The 23,298-nt window shown below is 59.1% G+C and carries 20 protein-coding genes; 12 read left to right on the top strand and 8 right to left on the bottom strand.

Annotated elements, in window-relative coordinates:
- Positions 1-30: 30 nt before the first annotated feature.
- The 6 genes from BUB60_RS04605 to BUB60_RS19660 form a co-directional block, all read right to left on the bottom strand.
- Entirely contained in the window at positions 31-306 is a 276-nt protein-coding gene (locus BUB60_RS04605; RefSeq protein WP_073076485.1) for an HU family DNA-binding protein, read from the bottom strand.
- A gap of 54 nt (positions 307-360) precedes the next feature.
- Complete coding sequence (gene mazG, locus BUB60_RS04600; RefSeq protein WP_073076484.1) at positions 361-1,170, bottom strand: nucleoside triphosphate pyrophosphohydrolase; 810 nt, start codon at positions 1,168-1,170, stop codon at positions 361-363.
- 56 nt (positions 1,171-1,226) lie between these two features.
- Positions 1,227-2,852 (bottom strand): putative polysaccharide biosynthesis protein, encoded by a 1,626-nt coding sequence (locus tag BUB60_RS04595; protein WP_073076483.1) that lies wholly within the window; start codon positions 2,850-2,852, stop codon positions 1,227-1,229.
- Positions 2,853-3,114: 262 nt separating this feature from the next.
- A complete protein-coding gene (locus BUB60_RS04590) occupies positions 3,115-4,110 on the bottom strand; it encodes an ATP-binding protein (protein WP_073076482.1) in 996 nt (331 codons plus the stop codon).
- Positions 4,111-4,112: 2 nt separating this feature from the next.
- On the bottom strand, positions 4,113-5,054 hold the full coding sequence (locus BUB60_RS04585; protein ID WP_073076597.1) for a DnaD domain protein: 942 nt from the start codon (positions 5,052-5,054) through the stop codon (positions 4,113-4,115).
- A 124-nt stretch (positions 5,055-5,178) separates the two neighbouring features.
- Entirely contained in the window at positions 5,179-5,433 is a 255-nt protein-coding gene (locus BUB60_RS19660; protein WP_143162267.1) for a hypothetical protein, read from the bottom strand.
- 33 nt (positions 5,434-5,466) lie between these two features.
- On the opposite strand from BUB60_RS19660, the gene BUB60_RS04580 reads away from it, so the two are divergent.
- From BUB60_RS04580 to BUB60_RS04530, 11 genes are all read left to right on the top strand, one after another.
- Complete coding sequence (locus BUB60_RS04580; RefSeq protein WP_073076481.1) at positions 5,467-7,557, top strand: U32 family peptidase; 2,091 nt, start codon at positions 5,467-5,469, stop codon at positions 7,555-7,557.
- Positions 7,557-8,138 carry a Maf family protein gene (locus BUB60_RS04575; protein ID WP_073076480.1) on the top strand — a complete coding sequence of 194 codons (582 nt, stop codon included), beginning with the start codon at positions 7,557-7,559 and terminating at the stop codon, positions 8,136-8,138. The genes BUB60_RS04580 and BUB60_RS04575 overlap by 1 nt, the downstream gene beginning before the upstream one ends.
- 36 nt (positions 8,139-8,174) lie before the next feature.
- Positions 8,175-9,029 carry a rod shape-determining protein MreC gene (mreC, locus tag BUB60_RS04570; protein ID WP_073076479.1) on the top strand — a complete coding sequence of 285 codons (855 nt, stop codon included), beginning with the start codon at positions 8,175-8,177 and terminating at the stop codon, positions 9,027-9,029.
- Between the two features lies 1 nt (position 9,030).
- Entirely contained in the window at positions 9,031-9,534 is a 504-nt protein-coding gene (locus BUB60_RS04565) for a hypothetical protein (protein ID WP_073076478.1), read from the top strand.
- A 40-nt stretch (positions 9,535-9,574) separates the two neighbouring features.
- On the top strand, positions 9,575-11,656 hold the full coding sequence (locus tag BUB60_RS04560; protein WP_073076477.1) for a penicillin-binding transpeptidase domain-containing protein: 2,082 nt from the start codon (positions 9,575-9,577) through the stop codon (positions 11,654-11,656).
- Between the two features lie 198 nt (positions 11,657-11,854).
- Entirely contained in the window at positions 11,855-12,607 is a 753-nt protein-coding gene (gene minD, locus BUB60_RS04555) for a septum site-determining protein MinD (protein ID WP_073076476.1), read from the top strand.
- 35 nt (positions 12,608-12,642) lie between these two features.
- Entirely contained in the window at positions 12,643-13,044 is a 402-nt protein-coding gene (locus BUB60_RS04550) for a methylglyoxal synthase (RefSeq protein ID WP_073076475.1), read from the top strand.
- A gap of 79 nt (positions 13,045-13,123) precedes the next feature.
- On the top strand, positions 13,124-14,488 hold the full coding sequence (gene hisS / locus BUB60_RS04545) for a histidine--tRNA ligase (protein ID WP_073076474.1): 1,365 nt from the start codon (positions 13,124-13,126) through the stop codon (positions 14,486-14,488).
- A 27-nt stretch (positions 14,489-14,515) separates the two neighbouring features.
- Positions 14,516-16,306 (top strand): aspartate--tRNA ligase, encoded by a 1,791-nt coding sequence (gene aspS / locus BUB60_RS04540; protein WP_073076473.1) that lies wholly within the window; start codon positions 14,516-14,518, stop codon positions 16,304-16,306.
- A gap of 36 nt (positions 16,307-16,342) precedes the next feature.
- A complete protein-coding gene (locus BUB60_RS04535; protein WP_073076472.1) occupies positions 16,343-16,711 on the top strand; it encodes a hypothetical protein in 369 nt (122 codons plus the stop codon).
- Positions 16,712-16,925: 214 nt separating this feature from the next.
- Positions 16,926-17,744, top strand: coding sequence for a ParB/RepB/Spo0J family partition protein (locus tag BUB60_RS04530; RefSeq protein ID WP_073076471.1), 819 nt, complete (start codon positions 16,926-16,928; stop codon positions 17,742-17,744).
- 108 nt (positions 17,745-17,852) lie between these two features.
- Here BUB60_RS04530 and BUB60_RS04525 read toward each other — a convergent pair whose 3' ends face one another.
- Positions 17,853-18,869, bottom strand: coding sequence for a glycosyltransferase family 2 protein (locus BUB60_RS04525; protein ID WP_073076470.1), 1,017 nt, complete (start codon positions 18,867-18,869; stop codon positions 17,853-17,855).
- A 135-nt stretch (positions 18,870-19,004) separates the two neighbouring features.
- Positions 19,005-22,568, bottom strand: coding sequence for a pyruvate:ferredoxin (flavodoxin) oxidoreductase (nifJ, locus tag BUB60_RS04520; protein ID WP_073076469.1), 3,564 nt, complete (start codon positions 22,566-22,568; stop codon positions 19,005-19,007).
- Between the two features lie 260 nt (positions 22,569-22,828).
- On the opposite strand from nifJ, the gene BUB60_RS04515 reads away from it, so the two are divergent.
- Positions 22,829-23,284, top strand: a complete 456-nt coding sequence (locus BUB60_RS04515; RefSeq protein WP_073076468.1) for a GNAT family N-acetyltransferase — start codon at positions 22,829-22,831, stop codon at positions 23,282-23,284.
- The last annotated feature ends 14 nt before the right edge of the window (positions 23,285-23,298 follow it).

Genomic DNA, 23,298 nt, shown 5'->3' with positions numbered 1-23,298 from the left:
CCCTATAAACAGGCGCGCGCAGCAGGCAGACTACTTCGCAACAGCGTCCTTCAGAGCCTTGCCGGCCTTAAACTGCGGCGTTCTGGACGAAGGAATCTTGATCGCCTCTTTTGTCTTCGGGTTGCGGCCCGTGCGGGCGGCGCGCTCCTTGACGTCGAAAATGCCGAAACCCACAAGCTGAACTTTTTCGCCGGCCTTGAGGGAATCGGTGATTGCGTCGATGGCGGCGGCAAGAGCCTTTTCGCTGTCTTTTTTGGAAAGACCGGAATTCATGGCGATTTTGCTGATGAGGTCTGCTTTATTCATTAGTACCATCCTCCTATATATGTGCTTCTTTTATTGTTAAAGAAAAATACGAAATCATGCGTCGTATTTGTTCTCTAATGCAAGTTTGGCCGATTTATAGAGCTCGTCCAGCTCCTGGAGGGTCATTTCCTCCAGCTTGCGCCCCTGCGCCAGCGCTGCGGCCTCCAGATGCCTGAATCTCAGGATGAACTTGTCGCAGGAGGCCTGGACCGCTTCCTCGGGGTCGATTTTCAGAAAGCGCCCCACGTTGACGGCGGAAAAGAACAGGTCGCCCAGCTCCTCGCGGGTATTGCCGCCCGTCCTGACCGCGTCCGCCAGCTCGTCCAGCTCCTCCTGGAGCTTGTCCAGGGCGCCGGCCGCGTCCGGCCAGTCGAAACCGACCTTGGATGCCTTTTTCTGGATTTTCTCGGCGCGCCACAGGCCCGGCAAGCTTTTGGCCACCGCGGCGAGGGAATCGGCCACCGTCTCCTGGTGCTTTTCGATGCGCTTGAGAACATCCCAGTTGGCGAGGACGTCGCCGCTCCCGCTGACAGCCACGTCGCCAAAGACGTGGGGGTGGCGCGAGATCAGCTTCTTCACGGTCATATCGGCCACGTCGTCCAGATTGAACCGCCCGGCGTCGGCCTCGATGTCGGCATGAAACATGACCTGCATCAAAACGTCGCCCAGCTCCTCGCAGAGATGGGTCGGGTCCTGTTCGTCGATGGCCTCGACCGCCTCGTACGCTTCCTCCAGAAAATTGCGCCGGATGCTCTCGTGCGTCTGCTCCGCGTCCCACGGGCAGCCGCCCGGACCGCGCAGGACAGAGATCAATTTTCTGAGGTCTTCCACGCCGTAGCGATCTTTGTTTTCAAAATTTACCATACTTTCCCCTGTTCCGCAAGCCTATTTCTGAATATTTTTAAAAAAAAACATTGATTTCACTTGATTTTTAGGAAATTTGCGATCCTTTCGCCCCTCGGAATGAGCCTCATGTCGTCTCTGGTGACCGTTTTGGTGGCGATAACAAGAATGCCGTAGACGAGTACGGCGGCCGCGATGGCGCCGAACAAGTACACCGCGAGGGCCAAACGGCCGTCGCCCAGCGTCTCCGCGCCGGCCTTGAACAGGAGCTCGTAGACCGCCCAGGCGGCAACGCCCATCACGGCGGTGCACAGGGCGGGCTTTACAAAGACCTTCGACAGCTCCGGCCTTTCGGAGACCTTGAAATTGATGAACATGAGGTTCAGTATCGTGATGGCCCCGTAGCAGATGAGCGTCCCGAAGGGCGAGCCCATGATGTTGATATCCGGCTGGCCGGTGAGGTACGCGTCCAGCGCGATCTGAAATAGCCCGCCGACCGTGCATGTGACGAGCGGTATTTTTTCATGGCCGGTGGCCTGGAGTATGCCGATGGTCACCAGCTGGGCGCACATGAAGTAAGAGGCGATGCCGAATGTGGCCAGCAGCGCCGGCCCGATGGGGTTGCTGTTCCAGTACAGGACCTTGAAGATCGGCACGGACAGGATGGCCATACCGACGCCGGCCGGCATGGCGATCAGGTTCGTCAGCTTCAGGGAGGACTCCATGATCCCCTTGGCCTCCCGGTGGCGGCCGGTGGCGATCGCCGCGGCGATCACCGGGACGATGCTGACGGCGACCGGGACGATGAGCGACGACGGGAAGTTGAAGACGGAAAGCCCTTTGGTATAGACGCCGTAGAGGGCCAGCGCCTGCTCATAGGTAAAATGCGCGCCGTCCTGAAGCCTGCTCATGACGATCTTTGTATCGGCAAAGGTCATGATATTCAGAATGGACGAGCCCAGCGTGATCGGAATGCTGACCTTGAAGATCTGGAGCAGGACGGCGCCTCTCCCCGCCGTCTCGCGGTCGTGGACCGGCAGGCGGTGATGGGCGCTGCGCTTATCGAACCGGAATTTCAGGAAAATCAGGACGGGAATACAGAGCCCGAGGCCGATGGTGCTGCCGACGTAGGAGCCGGCCGTGGCCACGGAGGAGTCGTAGCCCGCCTGGATCAGGAGCCAGACGATCAAAAGGCCGATGATAAACTTGCTCAGGGCCTCCATCAGCTGCGACACGGCCGTGGGGATCATATTGTTGTGGCCCTGGAAATAGCCCCTGTAGATCGAGATGACGCAGCTGAAAAATACGGCGGGCGCCAGGACCTGGATGCCGAGGCCGCCCTGGACGTCCCCCATAAACGACGCCAGTGGGTCGGCGAAAATCAGCATGATGAGTGTCAGAACAAGGCCGAGGAGCGCAAAAAAGGGAAGCGCAACAGAAAAGTATCGCTTGACGAGCCGGTCCCGCCCCGTGGAGGAGGCCGCCGAAACGAGCCTGGAAAGCGCCACGGGTATGCCGGCCGTCGAGATCGTCAAAAGCAGCGTGTACAGATTCAGCGCGATCTGAAAATGTCCGGCGCCCGTATCGCCCAGCAGATTGAGCACGGGGATCTTGTAGACGGCGGTGATGATCTTTGTGAGGATGCCCGTCGCCGCCAGAATCGCCGCGCCCTTCAGATAATTTTGTTTTTTTGTTTCGGACAATCAGACCACCCTTTAAATCACCTGTCGGAATTATAAACGAATGCGTATCATCTATATTCACAGGCGGCTCATTTTACACCCCGATTGGCCAAAAATCAAGCTGCGGCGCGGCTGTTGTGCATAAAACGGCGGCAGCGTTGACATAACGCCTGTGGAAAAACATGTGGATAATGTGCAAAACCTGTGTTATTCCAAAGGATATTTCCTGTGGGAAATAATTTTTACGTATGATGCAATATCCAAACAGACTGAATACTCCGCTTTAAAACCCCTTTTTAAGGAGCCGGATATCCCGCCCGCAGAAGTTCAGCACGTGATATTCCCCCTCGATTCTGGAGGCGATCTGGGGCGAATACCGCCCGTAAAGCTCGCCGGCGGAGAGGTTGGAGCTGATGATGGTCTTCCGGCCGGCGATAAGCCGGGAGTTGACGAGCTCGTACAGCGCGCTCACCGTAAAGGACGTGGTCATCTCCGTGCCCAGATCGTCCATGATAAGCAGGTCGCAGTCGAGATAGCGCCGGAGCTCGTCGCGCGTGGCGGTGAGGTCGCCGCCTTTATAGAACTTTTCCTCCTCGAATTTTGAAAAGATCGAGGCCGCCGTGTCGTAGACGACGGAGAAGCCCTTGTCGGCCACGACGCGGGCGATGCACGCGGAGAGAAAGGTTTTCCCCAGGCCCGTCCCGCCGGACAGAAAGAGGTTCGTCGACCGCCTGGGAAACCGCGTGGCGTAATCCACGCACGTGTCGTAGATGAATTCCATCTTATATCTGGGGGACACGCCGGTGGCGGGGTCGGGCGTATCGTCGTACCACGACAGGTCGAAGCTGTCGAACGTCTCGCTCCCCAGCTTGAAAAGGCTGCTGAGGGACGCGCGCTGCTCCTCGAGATACAGGTCCCGCAGGCAGGAGCACAGCTCGGTGCCGGCATACCCCGTATCGTGACAGGTATTGCATAAATATTCGTGATCCAGATAGTCGCCGGGAAAGCCCGCCGCCGTCAGCGCCTGAATACGTTCGGCCTGCAGGGCGAGGTTTTTGTCGCGGATGGCGTCGACGGCCTCGGCGGGGTCGCCGTCGCCGCGTAGGGCAAGGCCGATCACGTCCATCACGGAGGCTTTGAGCGCCAGGTCGAGGGCGCGGACGCGGGGACACCTTGCGTAGACCTCCTCGAGCCGCTTGGCCTGGAGGGCCTCGTTGTCCCGCTTTTTCGCCTCAAGCCTGAGCTTGGCCCGGCTAAGAAGCTTTCCGTCCAGAGACATACTTACTCCTCCCTCAGTTTTTCCAGGTATTTTTTCATGCGTTCTATATCGGCCAGGTCGTCCCCCGCCGGGCGCGCCGGCTTTTTCGGGTCCTTTTTCGGCGCGGGGGCGGCGCGGCCGTCCTTCTTAAGGATCTCGTCCAGCGTCCGCAGGCCCTTTTGATGCCAGCTCCCGATGATCGAATCCATATAGCTCCACGCAAGCCTGCCGGTCTTCAGCACAGTTTTGTCGTAGGCCAGCTCGATGACCTCGGGGGGAAAGCCCATGGCGATCCAGCTCTCGACATATTTCCGCTCGCCGGCGGAAAGCTCCCGGTCCTTGATCTGCAGGACGCGCTTAATGTCGGCGGTAAGGCTCCGCTTCGACTCCAGGACTTTCAGATACCGCTCGGCCTCCTCCAGCGTGAAAACGCCCTCGCGCTCCCAGGTGTAGGCCGCCTTTTCTATGTACCGCATTGTGGGGAGGCGCCCCGGCCCGTACCGCCGCCTGTTCTCGTCGATGCAGTGGGTGACCAGGTGCAGTATCACCTCCGGCGGCAGGCCCAGGCTGTCGTAGATGCCGAACAGCTTGATAAGATCGTCCGAGGACAGGATTTTTCCCAGGCTCCGCTGGACCTCCTGCACGAGGGAGGAGAACACCGTCCCGTTGTCCAGCTCGCGCTTTATATCCTCGGCGGTGTATTCCGGCAGCTCGTCCTTTTGGGGCGCCGGCGCCGGCGCGTCGCATTTGAGAAGGCCCAGCCTGTTGAGGAGCGCCATGGACTCGGCAATAGAGCTCTCGTCCCGCCCCAGTGTCCTGGCGGCCTCCCTGACCGACAGGGCGCCCCCTGTCCGGAGCACATAGAGATAGAGGAGGACGGCGCCGCCGTCGCCGGCGCGGATGAGCTTGTCCGCCGCCTGTCCGCTCAGTGTGATCGTATCGGTACCGGATAAAACAAAACGCATGTCCGCCACTGCCCGTGCTCCTTTCCGTCGTATATCGCGCGCGGGCTGCCGGCCCGCGCCATTATGATATTGCATTATAACAGCATTTGCCGGGCGCGGCAATGCGCGAAAGATTAAATCCTTGTCATTTTGTCAAAATTAAAAATTGTCGGGGCGGCGCCGGTGCCGGGCCAAATTTATCCAGGATCGTTTCATTGAAATAACCTGAACCGTCAGGATATGGGCGGGCGGCATGCGGCGCTGCTGGTATTAAATTCAGTGGTGTTATCTTAAAAATTGGAAAATTGCGTTGATTTTTGGCGCCGGATTGACTATAATCATTAGTTACGGCTGCAAAGCCGCGCGGCGTCCCATGGACCCGCCGATGGATCGGATACACATTCTGCAGCCCCTGTTGAAAGGCAGATGACACATGCTTGAAATACTGTCCCCTGCGGGCTCTCCCGAGGGGGTCATTGCCGCCGTCCAGAACGGCGCCGACGCCGTTTATGTCGGGTTCGGAGATTTTAACGCCCGCAAAAACGCGAAGAATTTTACGGCGGAGGAGTTCAGGAAAGCGGCGGAATATTGCCGGGCGCGCGGCGTCAAGGTTTACGTCACGCTCAATACGCTTGTTTCGGACAGGGAGCTCCCGGCGGTCGCCGAGCAGGCAAAGGTCGCCTGCCGCTACGGGGCGGACGCCTTTATTGTCCAAGACCTGGGCGTGATGCGGGCGTTGAAGCAGGCCGTGCCGGAGGTTCCCATTCACGCCAGCACGCAAATGACCGTGCACAACCTGGAGGGCGTCAAGCTGGCGGCGGCCATGGGCTTTTCCCGCGTTGTCCTGGCGCGCGAGCTGTCGCGGAGCGAAATCGCCTATATCTGTAAATACGCGCCGATCGAAACGGAAGTCTTTGCCCACGGCGCCTTATGCATGAGCTATTCCGGCCAGTGCTATATGAGCGCCGTCATCGGCCGGCGCAGCGGCAACAGGGGCCTGTGCGCACAGCCCTGCCGGCTCAATTACGCCGCCAGCGGGCATGACGCGGAGTATCTGCTGAGCTTGAAGGACAACTGTCTCATTGAGTTTGTTGAAGAGATCGAGCGGCTGGGCGTGGCCTGCGTCAAAATCGAAGGGCGCATGCGGCGGGCCGAGTACGCGGCGGTCGTCACGGGGATATATTCCCGGGCCATCAAGGATAAAAAGAGCCCGTCGCTGGATGATATGCGGGCGCTGAAGAGCGCGTTTTCGCGCCAGGGCTTTACGACGGGCTACTATCTCGACCAGAAGGGGCCGGACATGTTCGGCGTCCGCGAGGAAGAGAGCAAGAGCGATCAGGTCATTTTTGCCACCGCCCGGAAGAATTACCTGAACGGCGAATTCCAGCGGATACCCGTCCGCTTTGCCGGCATGATCCGCCGCGGCGAGCCGGCAAAAATGGCGGCCGTCGACGACAAGGGCAATAACGCCGTCACCCAGGGGCCGACGCCGGAACCGGCGTTCCACAAGGAAATCACGTCGACCATGCTGCAAACGCAGCTGCATAAAACGGGCGGCACGCCTTTTTGCTGTATCGGCGTGAAGAGCGAGGTGGAAAGCGGACTGTCTCTGCCGACCTCGGCCATCAACGAGATGCGGCGCGACCTTCTGGCGGAGCTGCTGGAAAAAAGAAAGGACCTGCCGCCCCGGAGAGAAGGCGAGTTTTCCCCGGGATACCGGCTTTTGAACAGGGAGGACAAGCCGATCATGACGGTCTCCGTCATGAAGATATCGCAGCTGTCTAAGGAACTGGCCGCCATGAAGCCGCGTATTCTGTATATTCCCGTCGAGGAGCTGAAAAAGGACAGGACGGGCCTGGAGCCGTTTTTGGAGGACAGCGATATCAGCATTGTCGCCCGGCTGCCGCGCATTATCTTCGACAGCGAGAAAAAAGAGGTCACGGCGCTTTTGGAGTCGGCCAGGGAGCTGGGCGTCAAAGAGGCGCTGATCGGCAATGTCGGCCACCTGCAGTATGTCAAGGGGCTGGGCTTTGAGGCCAGGGGCGATTTCGGGCTGAACATTTACAATTCACAGTCGCTGCGGGTGATGAAGGACCTGGGGCTTCTGTCGGCCACGCTGTCGTTCGAGCTCCGCATGGAACAGATTGCGGATATGTCGAAATGCATCGACACGGAGCTGATCATTTACGGCCGCCTGCCGCTTATGCTCACGGAAAACTGCATCATCAAAAACAGCACGGGCGTGTGCACCTGCGACAATTTTTCGGGGCTTCTGGACAGGCAGGGCGCGTCGTTCCCCGTGGTGCAGGAATATAAATGCCGGAATGTGGTGCTCAATTCCAAGAAGCTGTTTCTGGCGGACAAGAGAGCCGCCACGTCCTCGGCGGGCCTCTGGGCGGAGCGCCTCATGTTCACGACCGAAAACGCCCACGAGTGCGCCGCCGTCATGAAGCGGTACCTGGGCCAGGGCGATTATGAGCCGGGCACCTTTACGCGCGGGCTCTATTTCAGAGGGGTGGAGTAATGGAGATCGTACTGGCTTCCGCCTCGCCGCGCCGCAGGGCGCTTTTGGAGATGCTCGGCGTCCGCGGCTTTAAAATCATCCCCGCCGAGACGGGGGAGGAGGCGCCGGACGCCGGCCCGGCCGACGCTGTCTGCCATATCGCGCTGATGAAGGCCAGAAAGGTCTCGGAGGAATGCCCGGCCGGCGCGCTCGTCATCGCCGCCGACACGCTCGTTTATCTGGACGGCGAGGCCCTGGGCAAACCGAAAAGCGCGGACGAGGCCGGGGCGATGCTCCGGCGGCTCTCCGGCCGCGACCATACGGTATACACCGGCGTCGCGCTCGTAAAAGACGGCAGGGAAATGACCTTTGCCGAAAGCACCGGCGTCTTTTTCCGGCCCATGTCGGACGAGGAGATCGCCGCCTACGTCAAAACGGGGGAACCGATGGACAAGGCGGGCGCGTATGGGGCGCAGGGGCGCGGCGCGGTCTTTATTGAAAGGATCGACGGCGATTTTTTCAACGTCATGGGCCTGCCGCTGTGCCGGCTGGTTACCATGCTGCGCCGCTTCGGCGTCGACCTGATTAACACCGAAGAGTGAAAAAGCTCCATACACTGCAGAAAGGCGTGTGGCACCATGAGAAGATTTTTAAAACCCAGAGTCATCGGTTTTTTGGCCATTGCCGTCGTCATCGCGGCGGTGACGATCATCTCGGTCAATACAAGAGGCAATTCCGGGTTTATCACAAATTCGCTGATGTCGCTATCCAAACCGCTGAAGAGCGCCGCCTCGTCGGTGGCAAAGACCTTTGAGAGCTTCTACGGCTACATGTATAAGTATGAGCAGCTCGAGCAGGAGAACAAGGAGCTGAAGGCCAAGCTTTACAAGCAGACGCAGGACAATCAGAATGTCGATGAGATCTCAAAGGAAAACGACGATCTGCACGCGCTTTTTGATTTCAGCTCCCGGCATCCGGATTACACGCAGTACGACATGGCGGAGGTCATCTCCTGGAGCTCCTCCAACTGGGATTCCTCCTTCACCATCGACAAAGGCTCGTCAAACTCGAAAATCAAGGCGGGCGACTGCGTCATCACCGAGGTCGGCGCGCTGGTCGGCGTCGTCAGCGAGGTGGGCGCCAATTCCTCCACCGTCATTACCGTGGTGGACACCAAATTTTCTTACGGCGCTTACATTGAGCGCAACGACGAGCGCGCCGTCGCCACGGGGGACTTCACGCTCATGAAGCAGGGGCTTTTAAAGCTGAGTTATCTTCAGGACACGACGGAGATCGTCACGGGCGACACGATCATCACCTCCGGCAACGGCGGCACGCTGCCGGCCAAGCTCGTGATCGGCAGCGTGCAGGAGGTGCTGACCGATCCGACGGGCATCAGCCGGTATGCCACCATCAAGCCGGCGGCGGATCTCACAAGCCTGTCCAACGTCTTTTTGATCACCAGCTACCAAACCACGGAAAGCGGAGGCTGAGATGTCGAAAATCCGCATACCGTTCGTCCTGATCGCACATATCATCTTTATCGTCACCGTTTACATCTTCCAGGCCATGGTTTTTACCTATCTTCCCGTCAGCGGGGCCGTCCCCGTCCTGCTGCCTATCGCCGTCGTCGGCATCGCCACCTTCGAGGGCAGCTCCAGGGGCGGCGGGTACGGCCTTTTGGCGGGAATGCTCTGTGACATCGCGTTTAACCATCCCGTCATCGTGATGACGATCACGCTGACGATTGTCGGCATCGTGGTCGGGGTGCTCTCGGAGACGGTGATGGCCCGGGGCTTCCCCACGTATTTTCTCGGCTGTCTCGCCGCGCTTGTCCTCACTGCGTTTGTTTCCTTCTTTTCGCTGCTGTTCTTCAGCAGTGTGGACGTGACCTCGCTGCTGAAAACGGCGGCGCAGCAGACGCTGTATTCGCTGATATTCACGATTCCGATTTATTTTGTTGTCCGGGCCCTTGGGCGGAGAGTTTCGGCCGAATGACGGCAGTCCTCCGCGCCGCATTTTTTAAGAAAGGATTCGTATGCAAAAATATTACAAACCGTCCCGATTTGTCGTGATCTTTGTGCTCATGGGGCTGCTGCTCGCCATATATATGACGACGCTCTACAAGCTGCAGCTTTTTAACTCCGGCGCCGACGCCAACGCGGCGTACCTGGCAGACGGCACGTCAAAAACACAGACGCTGACGGCCAACCGCGGAGAGATCCTCGACAGAAACGGCGTCCCGCTGGTGTCGTCGAGCCCGGTCTATAACGTCACGATTTCGCGCCCGGCGTTCCAGGGCCGGGACGATATCAATACGGTTATCCTGGATCTCATCCATACGGCCATCGACAACGACGTCGCCTATACCGACACGTTCCCGGTGACGCCCGGCGCGCCCTTTGCGTATGTCCTCGATATGTCGGATACCCAGAGAAAATATCTCAATGCGTATCTGGATTATTGCCATTGGAGCCCGGACATCTCGGCCTCCGACCTGATCGTGAAGATGAAGGAGCGTTACGGCATCGACTACACGATGAACATCTCTGACGCGCGGCTCGTTATCGGCGTCCGCTACGAGCTGGAGCTCCGGGCGGTCATCTACATGAATTCGTATGTGTTCGCCAGCGCCATTGACATCGATTTTATCACCCTCCTGGAGGAAAAACGCTATCCCGGCGTCAATATCGAGACGTCGGCCAAACGCGTCTACCATACGACCTACGCCGCGCATCTTTTGGGGTATATCGGCTCCATGAGCCAGGAGGAGTATAACAACACCTATAAGGCCAGGGGGTATTCCTACAGCGCCCAGGTGGGAAAGTCCGGCGCGGAAGTCGTCTATGAGCAGGAGCTCCACGGGACGGACGGCAGCCAGACAGTCACCACCGCCGACGACGGCACCGTCCTCAACGTGGAAACGACGACGGCGCCGATCCCCGGGAAAAATGTTTTCCTGTCCGTCGACATCGGCCTGCAGGCGGCCACCGAGGACTCGCTGACCGCCCAGATCGACGTCATCAACGCCGATCCCGAGCGCGCCGATAAGGACAGGGTCACCGGCGGCGCCGCGGTCGTGACGGACGTCAATACCGGCGAGGTCCTGGCCCTGGCCTCTTACCCGTCGTACGATCCGTCGACGCTGTTCACCGACTATGCCGACCTTGTACAGAATCCGAGCCAGCCTTTGTATAACAGAGCGATAAAAGGCACCTATAACCCCGGTTCCACATTTAAGATGGTCACCGGGCTGGCCGGCCTGAGGACGGGGACGATCACGCCGTCGACGGTCATTTTCGATGGGGGCCGATTCATGAAATACGCCACCACGAACCCGCCGTTCATTCCCCAATGCTGGATATATCCCACAACCCACGCCGGCCACGGCAACGAAACCGTCGTCACGGCGCTCCGGGACTCCTGCAACGTCTTTTTCTATACGGTCGGCGACGAAGTGGGACAGCCAGCGCTGGCCCAGGCGGCGGCCGACTTTGGGCTCGGTTCGCCGACGGGCATCGAGCTGCCGGAGGCTCTCGGCGCCCGTCCGACGCAGGAGAACAAACAGCGGCTGCTTAAAACGGACGACATATGGTACGCGGCGAATACCGTCCTTTCGGCCATCGGCCAGGACATCAACTACTACACGCCCGTCCAGCTGGCAAAATACGCGGCAACCATCGCCAGCGGCGGCACGAAATACCCGCTGACGATCCTCAACAGCATCCGGAGCGCCGATTTCACGTCCGTCGTCGACCAGCCGGCCCATCAGCCGGAGGGGACGGTCCCCGGCAACGAATATATCAAATATCTCCAGGAGGGCATGAAGCTGGTCGCCTCGGAAGGCTCAGCCTCCAGCGCCTTTAAGAAATTCTTCATTCCTGTGGCGGCAAAGACGGGCACGGTCCAGTCGAGCAATACGATGGGCAACTCCCTGCTCAACAACGGCGTCCTAGTCTGCTATGCGCCGGCCGATAACCCCCAGATCGCCATCTCCGTCGTCGTCGAAAAGGGAACGTCGGGCTCCACGATCACGCAGATCGCCAAGGACATCATGAGCTATTACTTCAGGAACAAGCCGGACGTCACCGTCGCGCAGGACAACACCCTCCTGCCGTGATTGCCGGTTCCGCTGCCCGCGTAAAAGTTTCGTAAAGCCGTAATGGCGTGCCGATTTGTGCCGAAATTAGATAATATGAGACAAATTATGTATGGATAGGCCGATGAAATTAACAATTCTGTACGAATTTGCGACTTGTCAACCGGCAATAAATTGTATATAATGATAAGAAAATTCTGTGGCAGATTGGAGACGGACATGGGCAAGGTTATCGTTGTCGCCTCCGGCAAGGGCGGCACGGGCAAAACAACATCTGTCGGCGCCATATCTTCCTGTCTGGCCGCGCTGGGGCATAAGACGCTTTGCATCGACTGCGACGCCGGCCTTCGGAACCTCGACATCATCATCGGGATGACCGAGTATACGGTCACCGATTTTTTCGACGTCCTCCAGGGACGTACCGAGCTTCTTGAGGCCTGCGCCGAGCATCCGAGAATCAAAAACCTGTATTTTCTGCCGGCGCCGGCCTTTCACGGCCCGGAGGAGATCGATGCCGACGATATGGCGGGGCTCACGGCGCAAATCAGGGAGCAGTTTGACTACTGCCTCATCGACGCGCCCGCCGGCATCGGGCCCGGCTTCCGCCTGGCCGCGCAGGGCGCCGACATGGCGCTCATCGTGACCGTGGGCGACATGTCCAGCATGCGGGACGGCCAGCGGGTGGCGGAAGAGCTGCGCAGTCTGGGCGTCCGGGAGCTCCGGCTCATTGTCAACCGCGTCAGCGGCCGGAATTTTCGAAAGCTCTCGACCACGGTGGATGATGTGATCGACGCCATCGGCGCGCGCCTCGTTGGCCTTGTGGAGGAGGACGAGGAGGTCTTTCTCGCATCGAACAGCGAGACGCCGCTGATTTTATATGAAAACAAAAGGGCGGCTCTGCAATTCCTCCAGATCGCCCGGCGCCTCACCGGCGAACGCATCCCTCTTGTCAAGCGATGGTCAAGAGCATAATCTGACGGAATAAATTCAGAAAGAAGGCGGCTGTTTTGAACATAGCACTTATGGCACACGACCGGAAAAAAGAACTGATGGTGCAATTTTGTATCGCCTACTGCGGCATTCTGGCCGGACATTCACTCTGCGCAACGAATACGACAGGCCGTCTTGTCTCCGAGGCGACAGGGCTGCCGATTACACTATATCTGTCCGGAAATCAGGGCGGCGACCAGCAGATCGGCGCGCGTATCGCCTATAACGAGCTCGACCTCGTGCTGTATTTCTGCGACCCGTCCATCACGGATTCCGGCAACAGCGTCAACGACATCGCGCGGCTGTGCGATCAGTACAATGTGCCGTTCGCGTCCAACGTGGCGACGGCCGAGGTTCTCATACAGGGCCTCAAGCGCGGCGACCTCGACTGGCGCGACATCGTCAACCCAAAACACTAATGCGGTAGGGCAACATTTGGCTGGGCGGGGGCGTGCCCCCGCCTATGTTTGTTTATTCCCGCTGAACAAGGAGAAAAACATGGAAAAAGTCACACCCCGCACATTGTCGGGCTTTATGGAGCTTCTGCCGGAGCGCCAGGTGCTGTTCGACAAAATGGTCGAGGCGCTGCGCGCGTCCTACGCGCTTTACGGCTTTACGCCGCTGGACACGCCGCTCATCGAGTCCTCCGAGGTCCTGCTGGCCAAGGGCGGCGGCGAGACGGAAAAGCAGATTTACCGCTTTACAAAGGGCGACAGCGACCTGTCCCTCCGCTTTGACCTGACGGTGCCGCTGGCCAAGTACGTGGCGCTGCACGGGAATGACCTGACCTTTCCCTTCCGGCGGTACCAGATCGGCAAGGTCTACCGCGGCGAGCGGGCCCAGCGCGGCCGCTTCCGGGAGTTTTACCAGGCGGATATCGATGTCATCGGGGACGGGACACTGGATATCATCAACGAGGCGGAGATCCCCAGCATCATTTACCGCTGCTTCGACACGCTGGGGCTGAAGCGCTTCGTCATCCGCGTCAATAACCGCAAGGTTTTAAACGGGCTGTTTGAGCTTTTGGGCGTCGGCGGCAAGGCCGGCGACGTGATGCGCACCATCGATAAGCTCGATAAGCTCGGGCGGGAGAAGGTCCTCGGCCTTCTGGAAAATGACGTCGGCGTGCCGGAGGACGTGGCCCGCCGGATCGTCGATATCATCACCTGCCAGGATACCGGGGCCGACCCGATTGAAAAGCTCGGCGAATACCGGGGCCGGAACGCGGCGTTTGACCTGGGGCTGGAGGAGCTGGCGACGGTTACGAAATACATGTCGGCCTTCGGCGTGCCGGAGACGCATTTTACAGTCGACCTGACCATCGCCCGGGGGCTCGATTATTACACAGGCACCGTCTACGAGACGGCGATGCTCGACCACCCGGAGATCGGTTCGATATGCTCCGGCGGGCGCTACGACAACCTGGCCGGGTATTATACGGACCGCAAGCTCCCCGGCGTGGGCATCTCCATCGGCCTGACGCGGCTGTTTTTCGTCCTGGAGGATCAGGGGTACTTAAACGGCGCGCTGCTGACCGCCCCGGCGGACGTGCTCATCCTCCCCATGACGGAGGACCGCGCCCCGGCCATCGCCCTGGCCACGATGATGCGCCAAGAGGGGCTGCGCGTGCAGGTGTACAGCGAAAACAAAAAGTTCAAGGCCAAGGTCTCCTACGCCGACAAGCTGAAGATCCCGTTTGCAGTGTTTCTCGGCGAGGACGAAATTTCACAGGACCTGGTGACCGTCAAGGATATGGCCACCGGCGCGCAGACCACGGCGTCGGCCGCCATGGTCACGGCGGCCGTCAAGGCAAAGATATCCGGCCTGCGCGAGGGCGCGCCGGTGAAGGAACCGCAGAAATAAAGAAATAACGAATCAGGAGTGTATCAAATGGAATCTCTCAAAGGCTTCAAACGCACAACGTATTGCGGGACGCCGCGGCCCGGCGATATCGGCAGGGACGTGGCCGTCTGCGGGTGGGTGCAGCGCCGGCGTGACCTGGGGCAGCTCATCTTCATCGACCTCCGGGACCGCACAGGCATCCTGCAGCTGGCGTTTGACGACAGTACCGACAGAGAGATTTTCAAAAAAGCGTTTACCGTCCGGAGCGAATTTGTACTGGCCGCCCGCGGAAAGCTCCGCGAACGGTCCTCCAAGAATAAAGACCTGCCCACCGGAGAGGTGGAGCTGGAGGTGACGGAGCTGCGTGTTCTGGCCGAGTCCGAAACGCCGCCGTTTGAGATCGTGGACAACTCCGATGTCAACGACATGCTCCGCCTCAAGTACCGCTATCTGGACCTGCGCCGCCCCGAGATGCAGCGGGCCATCGCCGTCCGCCACAAGGTGGTCAAAACCGCCCGGGACTATTTCGACGAGAGCGGCTTTTATGAGATCGAGACGCCGATGCTCACAAAGTCGACCCCGGAGGGCGCGCGAGACTATCTCGTGCCCAGCCGGGTCCACCCGGGCAAATTTTACGCGCTGCCCCAGTCGCCCCAGCAGTATAAGCAGATGCTGATGCTGGCCGGCTTCGACAAGTATTTTCAGATCGCCCGCTGCTTTCGGGACGAGGACCTCCGGGCCGACCGCCAGCCGGAATTTACCCAGATCGACCTGGAAATGTCCTTTGTGGAGACGGACGATGTGATCGCCGTCAACGAGGGCTTTTTAAAGACAGTCTTTAAAAATGTGCTGAATATCGACATCGATACGCCGATTCTGCGCGTGCCTTACGCCGAGGCGATGGAGCGCTACGGCTCGGACAAGCCGGACCTCCGCTTTGGCCTGGAGCTCAAAAACGTCAGCGACCTCGTTCAAAACTGCGGCTTTAAGGTATTTTCCGACCCGGTCGCCGCCGGCGGCAGCGTGCGCCTTATTAGCGTCCCCGGCGGGGCGGAGGCCTTTCCGAGAAAGCAGATCGACGCTCTGGTGGAGTTTGTCAAAACTTACGGCGCCAAGGGCCTGGCGTGGATGCGCCTGGGCGCTGACGGCGTGAGCTCCTCCTTTGCCAAGTTCATGACGGAGGAGGAAAACGAAAAGATCATCGCCCGTGCCGGGGCGAAAACGGGGGACCTCATCCTCATCGTCGCCGACGGCAGGGATAAAACCGTTTTCACCGCTCTGGGAGCGCTCCGCATCGAGTGCGCCAGGCGGCTCGGCCTCATCCGGAAGGACGATTACAAGCTCCTGTGGGTCACGGAATTTCCCATGTTCGAGTACTCCGAGGAGGAGGGGCGCTATGTGGCCGTGCACCATCCCTTTACGGCGCCTATGGACGAGGATATCGACAAGCTGGAGACGGACAAGCAGAACTGCCGCGCCAAGGCATACGACATTGTTCTGAACGGCATCGAGCTGGGCGGCGGCTCCATCCGTATTTCCACCCCCGAGATGCAGGAAACGGTGTTCAGGGCCCTCGGCTTCACCAGTGAGGAGGCGCAGGAGCGGTTCGGGTATTTCATCAACGCCTTCAAATACGGCGCGCCGCCCCACGGCGGCCTCGCTTACGGCCTGGACCGGCTTGTCATGCTCCTGGTGGGCGCCGACAGCATCCGCGACGTCATCGCCTTCCCGAAGGTGCAGAACGCCTCCGAGCCCATGACGAGCAGCCCCGACGCGGTCGACAAAAAACAGCTGGACGAGCTGAAGATCGGTCTGACCCGCGACACCTTGACAACCTGATACCGGAAACATATAATTCCATCAAGGGGTGCTTCTATGACGAACGAAGAGAAGATTCTGCAAATGCTGTCAGATATGAACGCAAGATTGGCCAATATTGAGCAGGAAGCCGTTAAAACGGGCGAAAGATTGACCGGTATTGAGCAGGAAGCCGTTAAAACGGGCGAAAGATTGACCGGTATTGAGCAGGAAGCCGTCAAGACGGGCGAAAGATTGACCACTATTGAGCAAGAGGTCGTTAAAACAAATCTCAAGATAGAAAACGATATCGTAAAGCGTCTTGATTCATTGACAGACGGATATATTTTGACCCATGAAAAGCAGTACGAGACTGAGCGCAAGCTTGAGCGCAAAATTGAAGCTCTGGAAAAGCGTATAGAGCAGCTTGAGATAAAAGCCAGCTGAATTTTTATGCCGGTGACCTCGTCGGTTTCCGGCATATCGTACCGGCTGCGGCGTAATCCGAAGCCGAAAAAAGAAATTTTACTGAAAATTTAAGCCGAAAATATAAAAAAATCGGGCGGGAATAAATTTCCCGCCTTTTTTCTGCCTATTTCTTGCTATATATAGTGTAACATCAAAGCATGACCACTATATATACGAAGGGAAGCGCAGTCGTATGCAGCTCATGAAAAAGCGCGGGCTCTATGAAGCCAGCCGCATCGTCTATCTTCCGGCGGGTGAGATTCTGCCGAACCCCGCGCAGCCCCGCAAAACGTTCGAGCCGAACGCGATGCGGGAGCTGGCCGGCAGCATTTCGCGGTACGGCATCCTGCAGCCGCTGTCGGTGCGGAAGCGCGGCAGCGGATACGAGCTCGTCTCCGGCGAGCGGCGGCTCAGGGCGGCAAAGCTGGTGGGACTCAAGGAGGTGCCTTGCATCATCCTGGACGTAGATTCGCAGGAGTCGTCCATCCTGGCGCTGGTGGAAAACCTCCAGAGGAAGGATCTGGACTTTATCGAGGAGGCCGAAGGGCTGTACAGGCTTGTGAATATCCACGGCTACAGGCAGGAAGAGGTGGCGCGGCTGGTGGGCTTGTCCCAGTCGGCGGTATCCAATAAGCTGCGCATTTTGAAGCTCTCCCCGGAGCTCCTTTTTATGATCCGGGACACCGGCCTGACGGAGCGCCACGCCAGGGCGCTGTTAAGGCTGGAGGAGGAGCAGGACCGCCTGGAGACCTTCGAGCAGATCGTTAAGAAAAACCTGAACGTGGCGAACACCGAGGAGTACATAGAGGAGTTGCTGCAGAAAAAGGGGCAAAAAGAAAAGGCGCCGCCGAAAAAGCCCGTCTACGTCCTGAAGGACGTGCGCCTTTTTATGAACACGGTGGCGCGCGGCATGACGATGATGCAGCAGTCCGGCATCGCCGCCCGGTACGGCCGCGACGAGACGGAGGAGGAGATCATCCTGACGATCAAAATCCCGAAGGCAAACAAATAAAATGGCTGTCGATAAAGCCCGGTGCGCTTTATTTCAGTCTGCGATAAAGTCAAAAGGGCTTTATTTGCTGATATACCGGGAGGCGGGAATCATCCTGCCTCCCGGCCTTTATTGTCCCGGTGACCAGTCGCCGGCCAGCTTTTTATATTTTTCGGCGTCCTCCTGAAAGCCCATCAGGCGATAACATTCCGAGAGCTTTGCCAGCGGCTCCGCGCCGCCGGCACGGGCGCTCAGCTCGCACTCGGCGCCGAAGGCCGCGGTATAATACCAGGTGGCGGCTTCCTCGTAATCGTTTTGGTCAAAATAGTGATCGCCCAGGACGCAGGAGACCTCGGCGCTCGGCTTGCCGACCACGTTTTTCAGCGCGGCCTTGAACAGGCCGCCGTCGTCTTTTTTCAGAAAGCAGCACTTCGCCGCAACGCATTGGGACTGCCTGACGGTGTCCGCCCCGAAGCCCTCCTCGTGCAGGGTCCACTCAAAGTAATCATACGCGCCGAGAAAGTCCTCCTCGTCGCCCGACAGGAAGAGCTCCTGCGCGTAGAGCCGGTGGAGCCGGGGTGACAGGGCGGCGCCGGGCTGTGCCACGCGCCGGAAAATCGAAAAGTCCCTTTTTGAATGCCGCGCCGCGGGCCGGTGGATAATGGCGATATCGCTGTTCAGGACGCGGACCTGGGTGTCGACAGTCTCGTGGACGGGGTCGATCCAGCGAAAGGGGCGCAGGCGCCTGAAGAGCTTGGGGCGGTACTCCGTATCGAAATTGTACACGGAGCCGTTATCGGTCTGGTTGGTGTAGTGCATCTGGACGACATCCACGTCGTCCGGGAGCGCGGCGAGCAGGGCCTTCAGCTTCCGCTGATTTTCGTCGTCGATCACCTCGTCCGCGTCGGCGGAATAGATGTAATCCATCGTGCATTTTGAAAACGCGAAATTCCTGGCGGCGGAAAAGTCGTCGTGCCAGGCGTAGTCAAAAACCTTGTCGGTAAAGCCGAGCGCGATGTTTTTCGTGTTATCCGCCGAGCCGGTGTCGACCACGACGATCTCATCGACGAGCCCTTTAAAACAGTCGATGGCCCGGGCGAGGACGGCCTCCTCGTTTTTTACGATCAGGCATGCGCTGACGGTCATATATATCGCGCTCCTTTGCTAAGCTCTTCTTCTGCAAGAGATTGAAACGATCCCAGTATATATGAAAATCCTGTCAAAATAAAGCGAGACATTTTACATGCTGCAAAATGTCTCGCTCGGTTTTATAGATTGCCGCTATTTGGCGTCATACATTTCCTTCTGCTTCACAAGGCTGTTATACCGCGCCTGCGCCTCTTTTTCGGCGGTGGAGAAGAGCACCTCGGCGCGCTCGGGGAATTCCAGCTTCAGCGAGCTGTAGCGGACCTCGCCCATGATAAAGTCGTTGTAGCTCTCGGTGGGCGCCTTGCTGTCGATGCTGAGCGGATTTTTGCCCTCAGCGGCGAGCCTCGGGTCAAAGCGCAGCAGGTTCCAGTAGCCGGAATCGACCGCTTTTTTCATCTCGGTCTGGGATTTGCCCATGCCGGCCCGGATGCCGTGGTTGATGCAGGGCGCGTAGGCAATGACAAGAGACGGGCCGTCGTAGCTTTCCGCCTCGAGAATAGCCTTGAGCGTCTGCTGCTGGCTGGCGCCCATGGAGACCTGCGCCACGTACACGTAGCCGTAGGACATGGCGATCTGCGCCAGGTCTTTTTTCTTGACGGATTTGCCCGCCGCGGCGAACTGGGCAACGGCGCCGGTGGGCGTGGATTTTGAGGCCTGGCCGCCGGTGTTGGAGTAGACCTCGGTGTCAAAGACGAGGATGTTGACGTTCTCGCCGGAGGCGATGACGTGGTCGAGCCCGCCGTAGCCGATGTCGTAGGCCCAGCCGTCGCCGCCGAAGATCCAGACGGAGGGCTTGACGAACTGGTCGCGCAGGTCATAAAGCGCCTGCAGCTGCGTTTTGAAGGGGAAATCCCCGGGCTTTTTCAGGGCGCTTTCCAGCGCGTCCTCCAGCGCCTTGCCGGCCGCCTTGGAAGCGTCGCCGTCGTTGAAGGCGGCGAGCCAGTTCTCGATGGCCGTTTTGACGGCGGCGTCGCCCACCTTGTCCGTGAGCTCACGGGCCGCCAGGCGGACGCCCTCCCGGCGCTGGACGGAGGCCGTCGCCATGCCGAGCCCGAACTCGGCGTTGTCCTCAAACAGGGAGTTGGACCAGGCCGGCCCCTTCCCGTCGGGGCCGACGGTGTAGGGCGTCGTGGGCGCGCTGCCGGCCCAGATGGAGGAGCAGCCCGTGGCGTTGGCGATGAACATCCTGTCGCCGAAGAGCTGGGTGACGAGCCGGGCGTACGGCGTCTCGCCACAGCCGGCGCAGGCGCCGGGGTACTCCAGGAGCGGCTTTTTGAACTGGGAGCCCTTCAGAGAGGCGGGCGCGAAGCCGGTGTCCTTATTGCGGGAGACGTGCTTGTCGGCGTAATCGAAATATTTCTGCTGGTCGGCCTGCTCATCCAGAGGCTTCATGACGAGGGCTTTGTTCTTGGCGGGGCAGACGTTGGCGCAGGAGCCGCAGCCCGTGCAGTCGAAGACGGAGGGGGTGATGGCGAACTTGCGCTGCTCGTTGCCCTTGCCGGTCATCGGGACCATTTTCATGCCCTCGGGCGCGTTTGCTGCTTCCTCGGGGTCGAGGGCGAACGCGCGGATGACGGAGTGGGGGCAGACGTAGGAGCACTGGTTGCACTGGATGCAGTTTTCGGGAATCCATGTCGGCACGTCGATGGCGATCTTGCGCTTTTCAAAGGCCGCCGTGCCGGCCGGGACAAAGGAGCCGCTCTCCGTGTCCAGAAACGCGGAAACAGGCAGCTTGTCGCCGCGCATGCTGTTCATGGTCTCCATGACGCCGCAGACGTATTTCGCCACGTCCGGCCTGTCGGTTTCGATTGCCGGGGCCGGTTTGTCGGCGGCCGGGGTCTTCCAGGAGGCCGGAATGTCGATTTTTACGAGGCTTTCAAGGCCCGCGTCAATGGCCTTGACGTTCATGTTGACGATGTCCTCGCCCTTGCGGCCGTAGGTCGTCCTGACGGCGTCCTTCATATATTTGACGGCGTCGTCAAGGGGCAGGATATCGGACAGCTTGAAGAAGGCCGCCTGCAGTATGGCGTTGGTCTTGTTGCCAAGGCCCAGCTCCCGGGCGATCTTTTCCGCGTCGCAGGTGTAGAAGCGGATGTTGTTGTCGGCAAGATATTTCTTCGCGCCGGCGGGGAGCCGCTTGCCAAGCTCTTCAACGTCCCAGGCACAGTTTGCCAGGAAGACGCCGCCGGGCTTGACGTCCTGCACCATGTCGAAGATTTCGAGATACGACGGGTTATGGCAGGCCACAAAGTTCGCCTTGGACACGTAGTATGTGGATTTGATAGGGCTCTTGCCGAAGCGGAGATGGCTGATCGTCACGCCGCCGGATTTCCGGGAGTCGTACTGGAAGTACGCCTGCGCCTTCAGGTCGGTGTGGTCGCCGATGATCTTGATGGAGTTCTTGTTGGCGCCGACGGTGCCGTCGGACCCGAGGCCCCAGAACTTGCAGGAGATGATGTCCTTCGGCGTGGTGTCCGGCTCCTCCGTGATGGGCAGGGACAGGCGCGTCACGTCGTCCTCGATGCCGATGGTAAAGTTCGTTTTCGGATTTTTGCCCTGGATATTCCGGAACGCGGCGATGACGGCGCCGGGCGTCGTGTCCTTGCTGGCCAGGCCGTAACGGCCGCCGACGACGGTGATGCCCTTTCCGCAGAGCGCCGAGTAAACGTCCAGATACAGCGGCTCGCCGACGGAACCGGGTTCCTTCGTGCGGTCCAGAATCCCGATAGTCTCCACGGTGGGCGGCAGAGTGTTCAGGAAGTGCTGCACGCTGAAGGGGCGGTACAGGCGGACCTTGACAAGGCCGGTCTTCTGGCCGGAGGCGTTCAGATAATCCACGACCTCCTCCGCCGTCTCGCAGACGGAGCCCATGGCGACGATGACGTGCTTGGCGTCGGGCGCGCCGTAGTAATTGAAGAGCTTGTAGTCCGTGCCGAGCTTTTTGTTGATCGTGTTCATGTAGCCCTCCACCACGTCGGGGAGCGCCGCATATTTGCCGTTGATGGCCTCCCTGGCCTGGAAGAAGATGTCCCCGTTCTGCGCCGAGCCGCGGAGGACCGGATGATTGGGGTTGTTCGCCCGGCGGCGGAAGGTGTTCAGCGCGTCGTAATCGAGCATCTCGGCCAGATCGTTATAGTCCCACACCTCGATTTTCTGCATTTCGTGAGAGGTCCGGAACCCGTCGAAGAAGTGCATAAACGGCATGCTGCCGCGGATGGCCGACAAATGCGCCACGGCGCCCAGGTCCATTGCCTCCTGCGGGCTGCTGGAGGCCAGCATGGCAAAGCCCGTTTGCCGGCAGGCCATAACATCGCCCTGATCGCCGAAAATGGAGAGGGCGTGGGTGGCGACCGTCCGGGCGGAGACGTGGATGACAGCGGGCATCTGTTCGCCCGCCCACTTGTACATGTTGGGGATCATGAGGAGAAGCCCCTGGGATGCTGTGAACGTGCTGGTCAGCGCACCCGACATGATCGAGCCGTGAACAGCGCCTGCCGCGCCTGCTTCCGACTGCATTTCAAGCACCTTGACGGGCTGGCCGAAGATATTCTTTTGTCCGTTCGCCGACCATTTGTCGACGTATTCCGCCATCGTCGAGGACGGGGTGATCGGATAGATTGCGGCGACGTCGGTAAAGGCGTACGCAACGTGAGCGGCTGCGTTGTTGCCGTCCATGGTCTTGAGCTTACGAGCCATAAGTGTTCATCCTTTCCTGGTTTTGATTTTATCTTTGTTCCATCTTTCATCATTTATCCGCTGTTTATCGCTTTAACGTATAGTCAGACTATTATATCATTCCCCAAAGACGGTGTAAATTGTATTTTTCCATGAATTACCCCGGGGATCGAATGTCAGCCGTTGCAATAATAACATGATTGATGATATACTTAACTGACATATTTTGCCCTCCACATGAAAAGAAAAGAGCAAGGCGGCGAATTTGCGGGGTTTACGGCATGCGGATAGAAAAAGCGTCCGGAGAACATTTCAATACGGTCAGGGCGATCGTCCGGGAGACGATCACGGCGGTCTATCCCCGTTATTACCCCAAGGGGGCGGTGGACTTTTTTCTGGCGCACCACCACGACGCCGGTATTCTGGAGGACATTGAGCGGGGCCGCGTCTACGTTTTCAGCGCCGGCGGCGCCGTGATCGGCACCGGCTCTGTCAAGGAAAACGAGATCTACCGCCTGTTTGTCCTGCCGGCCTTCCAGGGGCGAGGCTTCGGCCGGGAATTCCTCGATTTTATGGAGAAAATGCTCTTCGCCGTCTACGGCGAGATTCGCCTCGACGCCTCGCTGCCCGCGCAGTCCATGTACATAAAGCGCGGCTATGAGGAGCGCGCCTATCACAAGCTCCCGGCGAACGGCGATTACCTGTGTTACTATGAAATGCGGCTGAAAAGAGAATGAAAAATGAAAAGCAC

Source organism: Sporobacter termitidis DSM 10068 (genome assembly GCF_900130065.1).
Lineage (GTDB): Bacteria > Bacillota > Clostridia > Oscillospirales > Oscillospiraceae > Sporobacter > Sporobacter termitidis.
The sequence above is the reverse complement of the archived record's forward strand: the minus strand, read 5'-3'. Positions and strand labels throughout refer to the sequence as shown.

Bases quoted from the DNA above. Each gene is read 5' to 3' on its own strand.
- BUB60_RS04605 (WP_073076485.1), bottom strand. From the start codon at position 306: ATGAATAAAGCAGACCTCATCAGCAAAATCGCCATGAATTCCGGTCTT.
- mazG (WP_073076484.1), bottom strand. From the start codon at position 1,170: ATGGTAAATTTTGAAAACAAAGATCGCTACGGCGTGGAAGACCTCAGA.
- BUB60_RS04590 (WP_073076482.1), bottom strand. From the start codon at position 4,110: ATGTCTCTGGACGGAAAGCTTCTTAGCCGGGCCAAGCTCAGGCTTGAG.
- BUB60_RS04585 (WP_073076597.1), bottom strand. From the start codon at position 5,054: ATGCGTTTTGTTTTATCCGGTACCGATACGATCACACTGAGCGGACAG.
- BUB60_RS04580 (WP_073076481.1), top strand. From the start codon at position 5,467: ATGCTTGAAATACTGTCCCCTGCGGGCTCTCCCGAGGGGGTCATTGCC.
- BUB60_RS04575 (WP_073076480.1), top strand. From the start codon at position 7,557: ATGGAGATCGTACTGGCTTCCGCCTCGCCGCGCCGCAGGGCGCTTTTG.
- mreC (WP_073076479.1), top strand. From the start codon at position 8,175: ATGAGAAGATTTTTAAAACCCAGAGTCATCGGTTTTTTGGCCATTGCC.
- BUB60_RS04565 (WP_073076478.1), top strand. From the start codon at position 9,031: ATGTCGAAAATCCGCATACCGTTCGTCCTGATCGCACATATCATCTTT.
- BUB60_RS04560 (WP_073076477.1), top strand. From the start codon at position 9,575: ATGCAAAAATATTACAAACCGTCCCGATTTGTCGTGATCTTTGTGCTC.
- minD (WP_073076476.1), top strand. From the start codon at position 11,855: ATGGGCAAGGTTATCGTTGTCGCCTCCGGCAAGGGCGGCACGGGCAAA.
- hisS (WP_073076474.1), top strand. From the start codon at position 13,124: ATGGAAAAAGTCACACCCCGCACATTGTCGGGCTTTATGGAGCTTCTG.
- aspS (WP_073076473.1), top strand. From the start codon at position 14,516: ATGGAATCTCTCAAAGGCTTCAAACGCACAACGTATTGCGGGACGCCG.
- BUB60_RS04535 (WP_073076472.1), top strand. From the start codon at position 16,343: ATGACGAACGAAGAGAAGATTCTGCAAATGCTGTCAGATATGAACGCA.
- BUB60_RS04530 (WP_073076471.1), top strand. From the start codon at position 16,926: ATGCAGCTCATGAAAAAGCGCGGGCTCTATGAAGCCAGCCGCATCGTC.
- BUB60_RS04525 (WP_073076470.1), bottom strand. From the start codon at position 18,869: ATGACCGTCAGCGCATGCCTGATCGTAAAAAACGAGGAGGCCGTCCTC.
- nifJ (WP_073076469.1), bottom strand. From the start codon at position 22,568: ATGGCTCGTAAGCTCAAGACCATGGACGGCAACAACGCAGCCGCTCAC.
- BUB60_RS04515 (WP_073076468.1), top strand. From the start codon at position 22,829: ATGCGGATAGAAAAAGCGTCCGGAGAACATTTCAATACGGTCAGGGCG.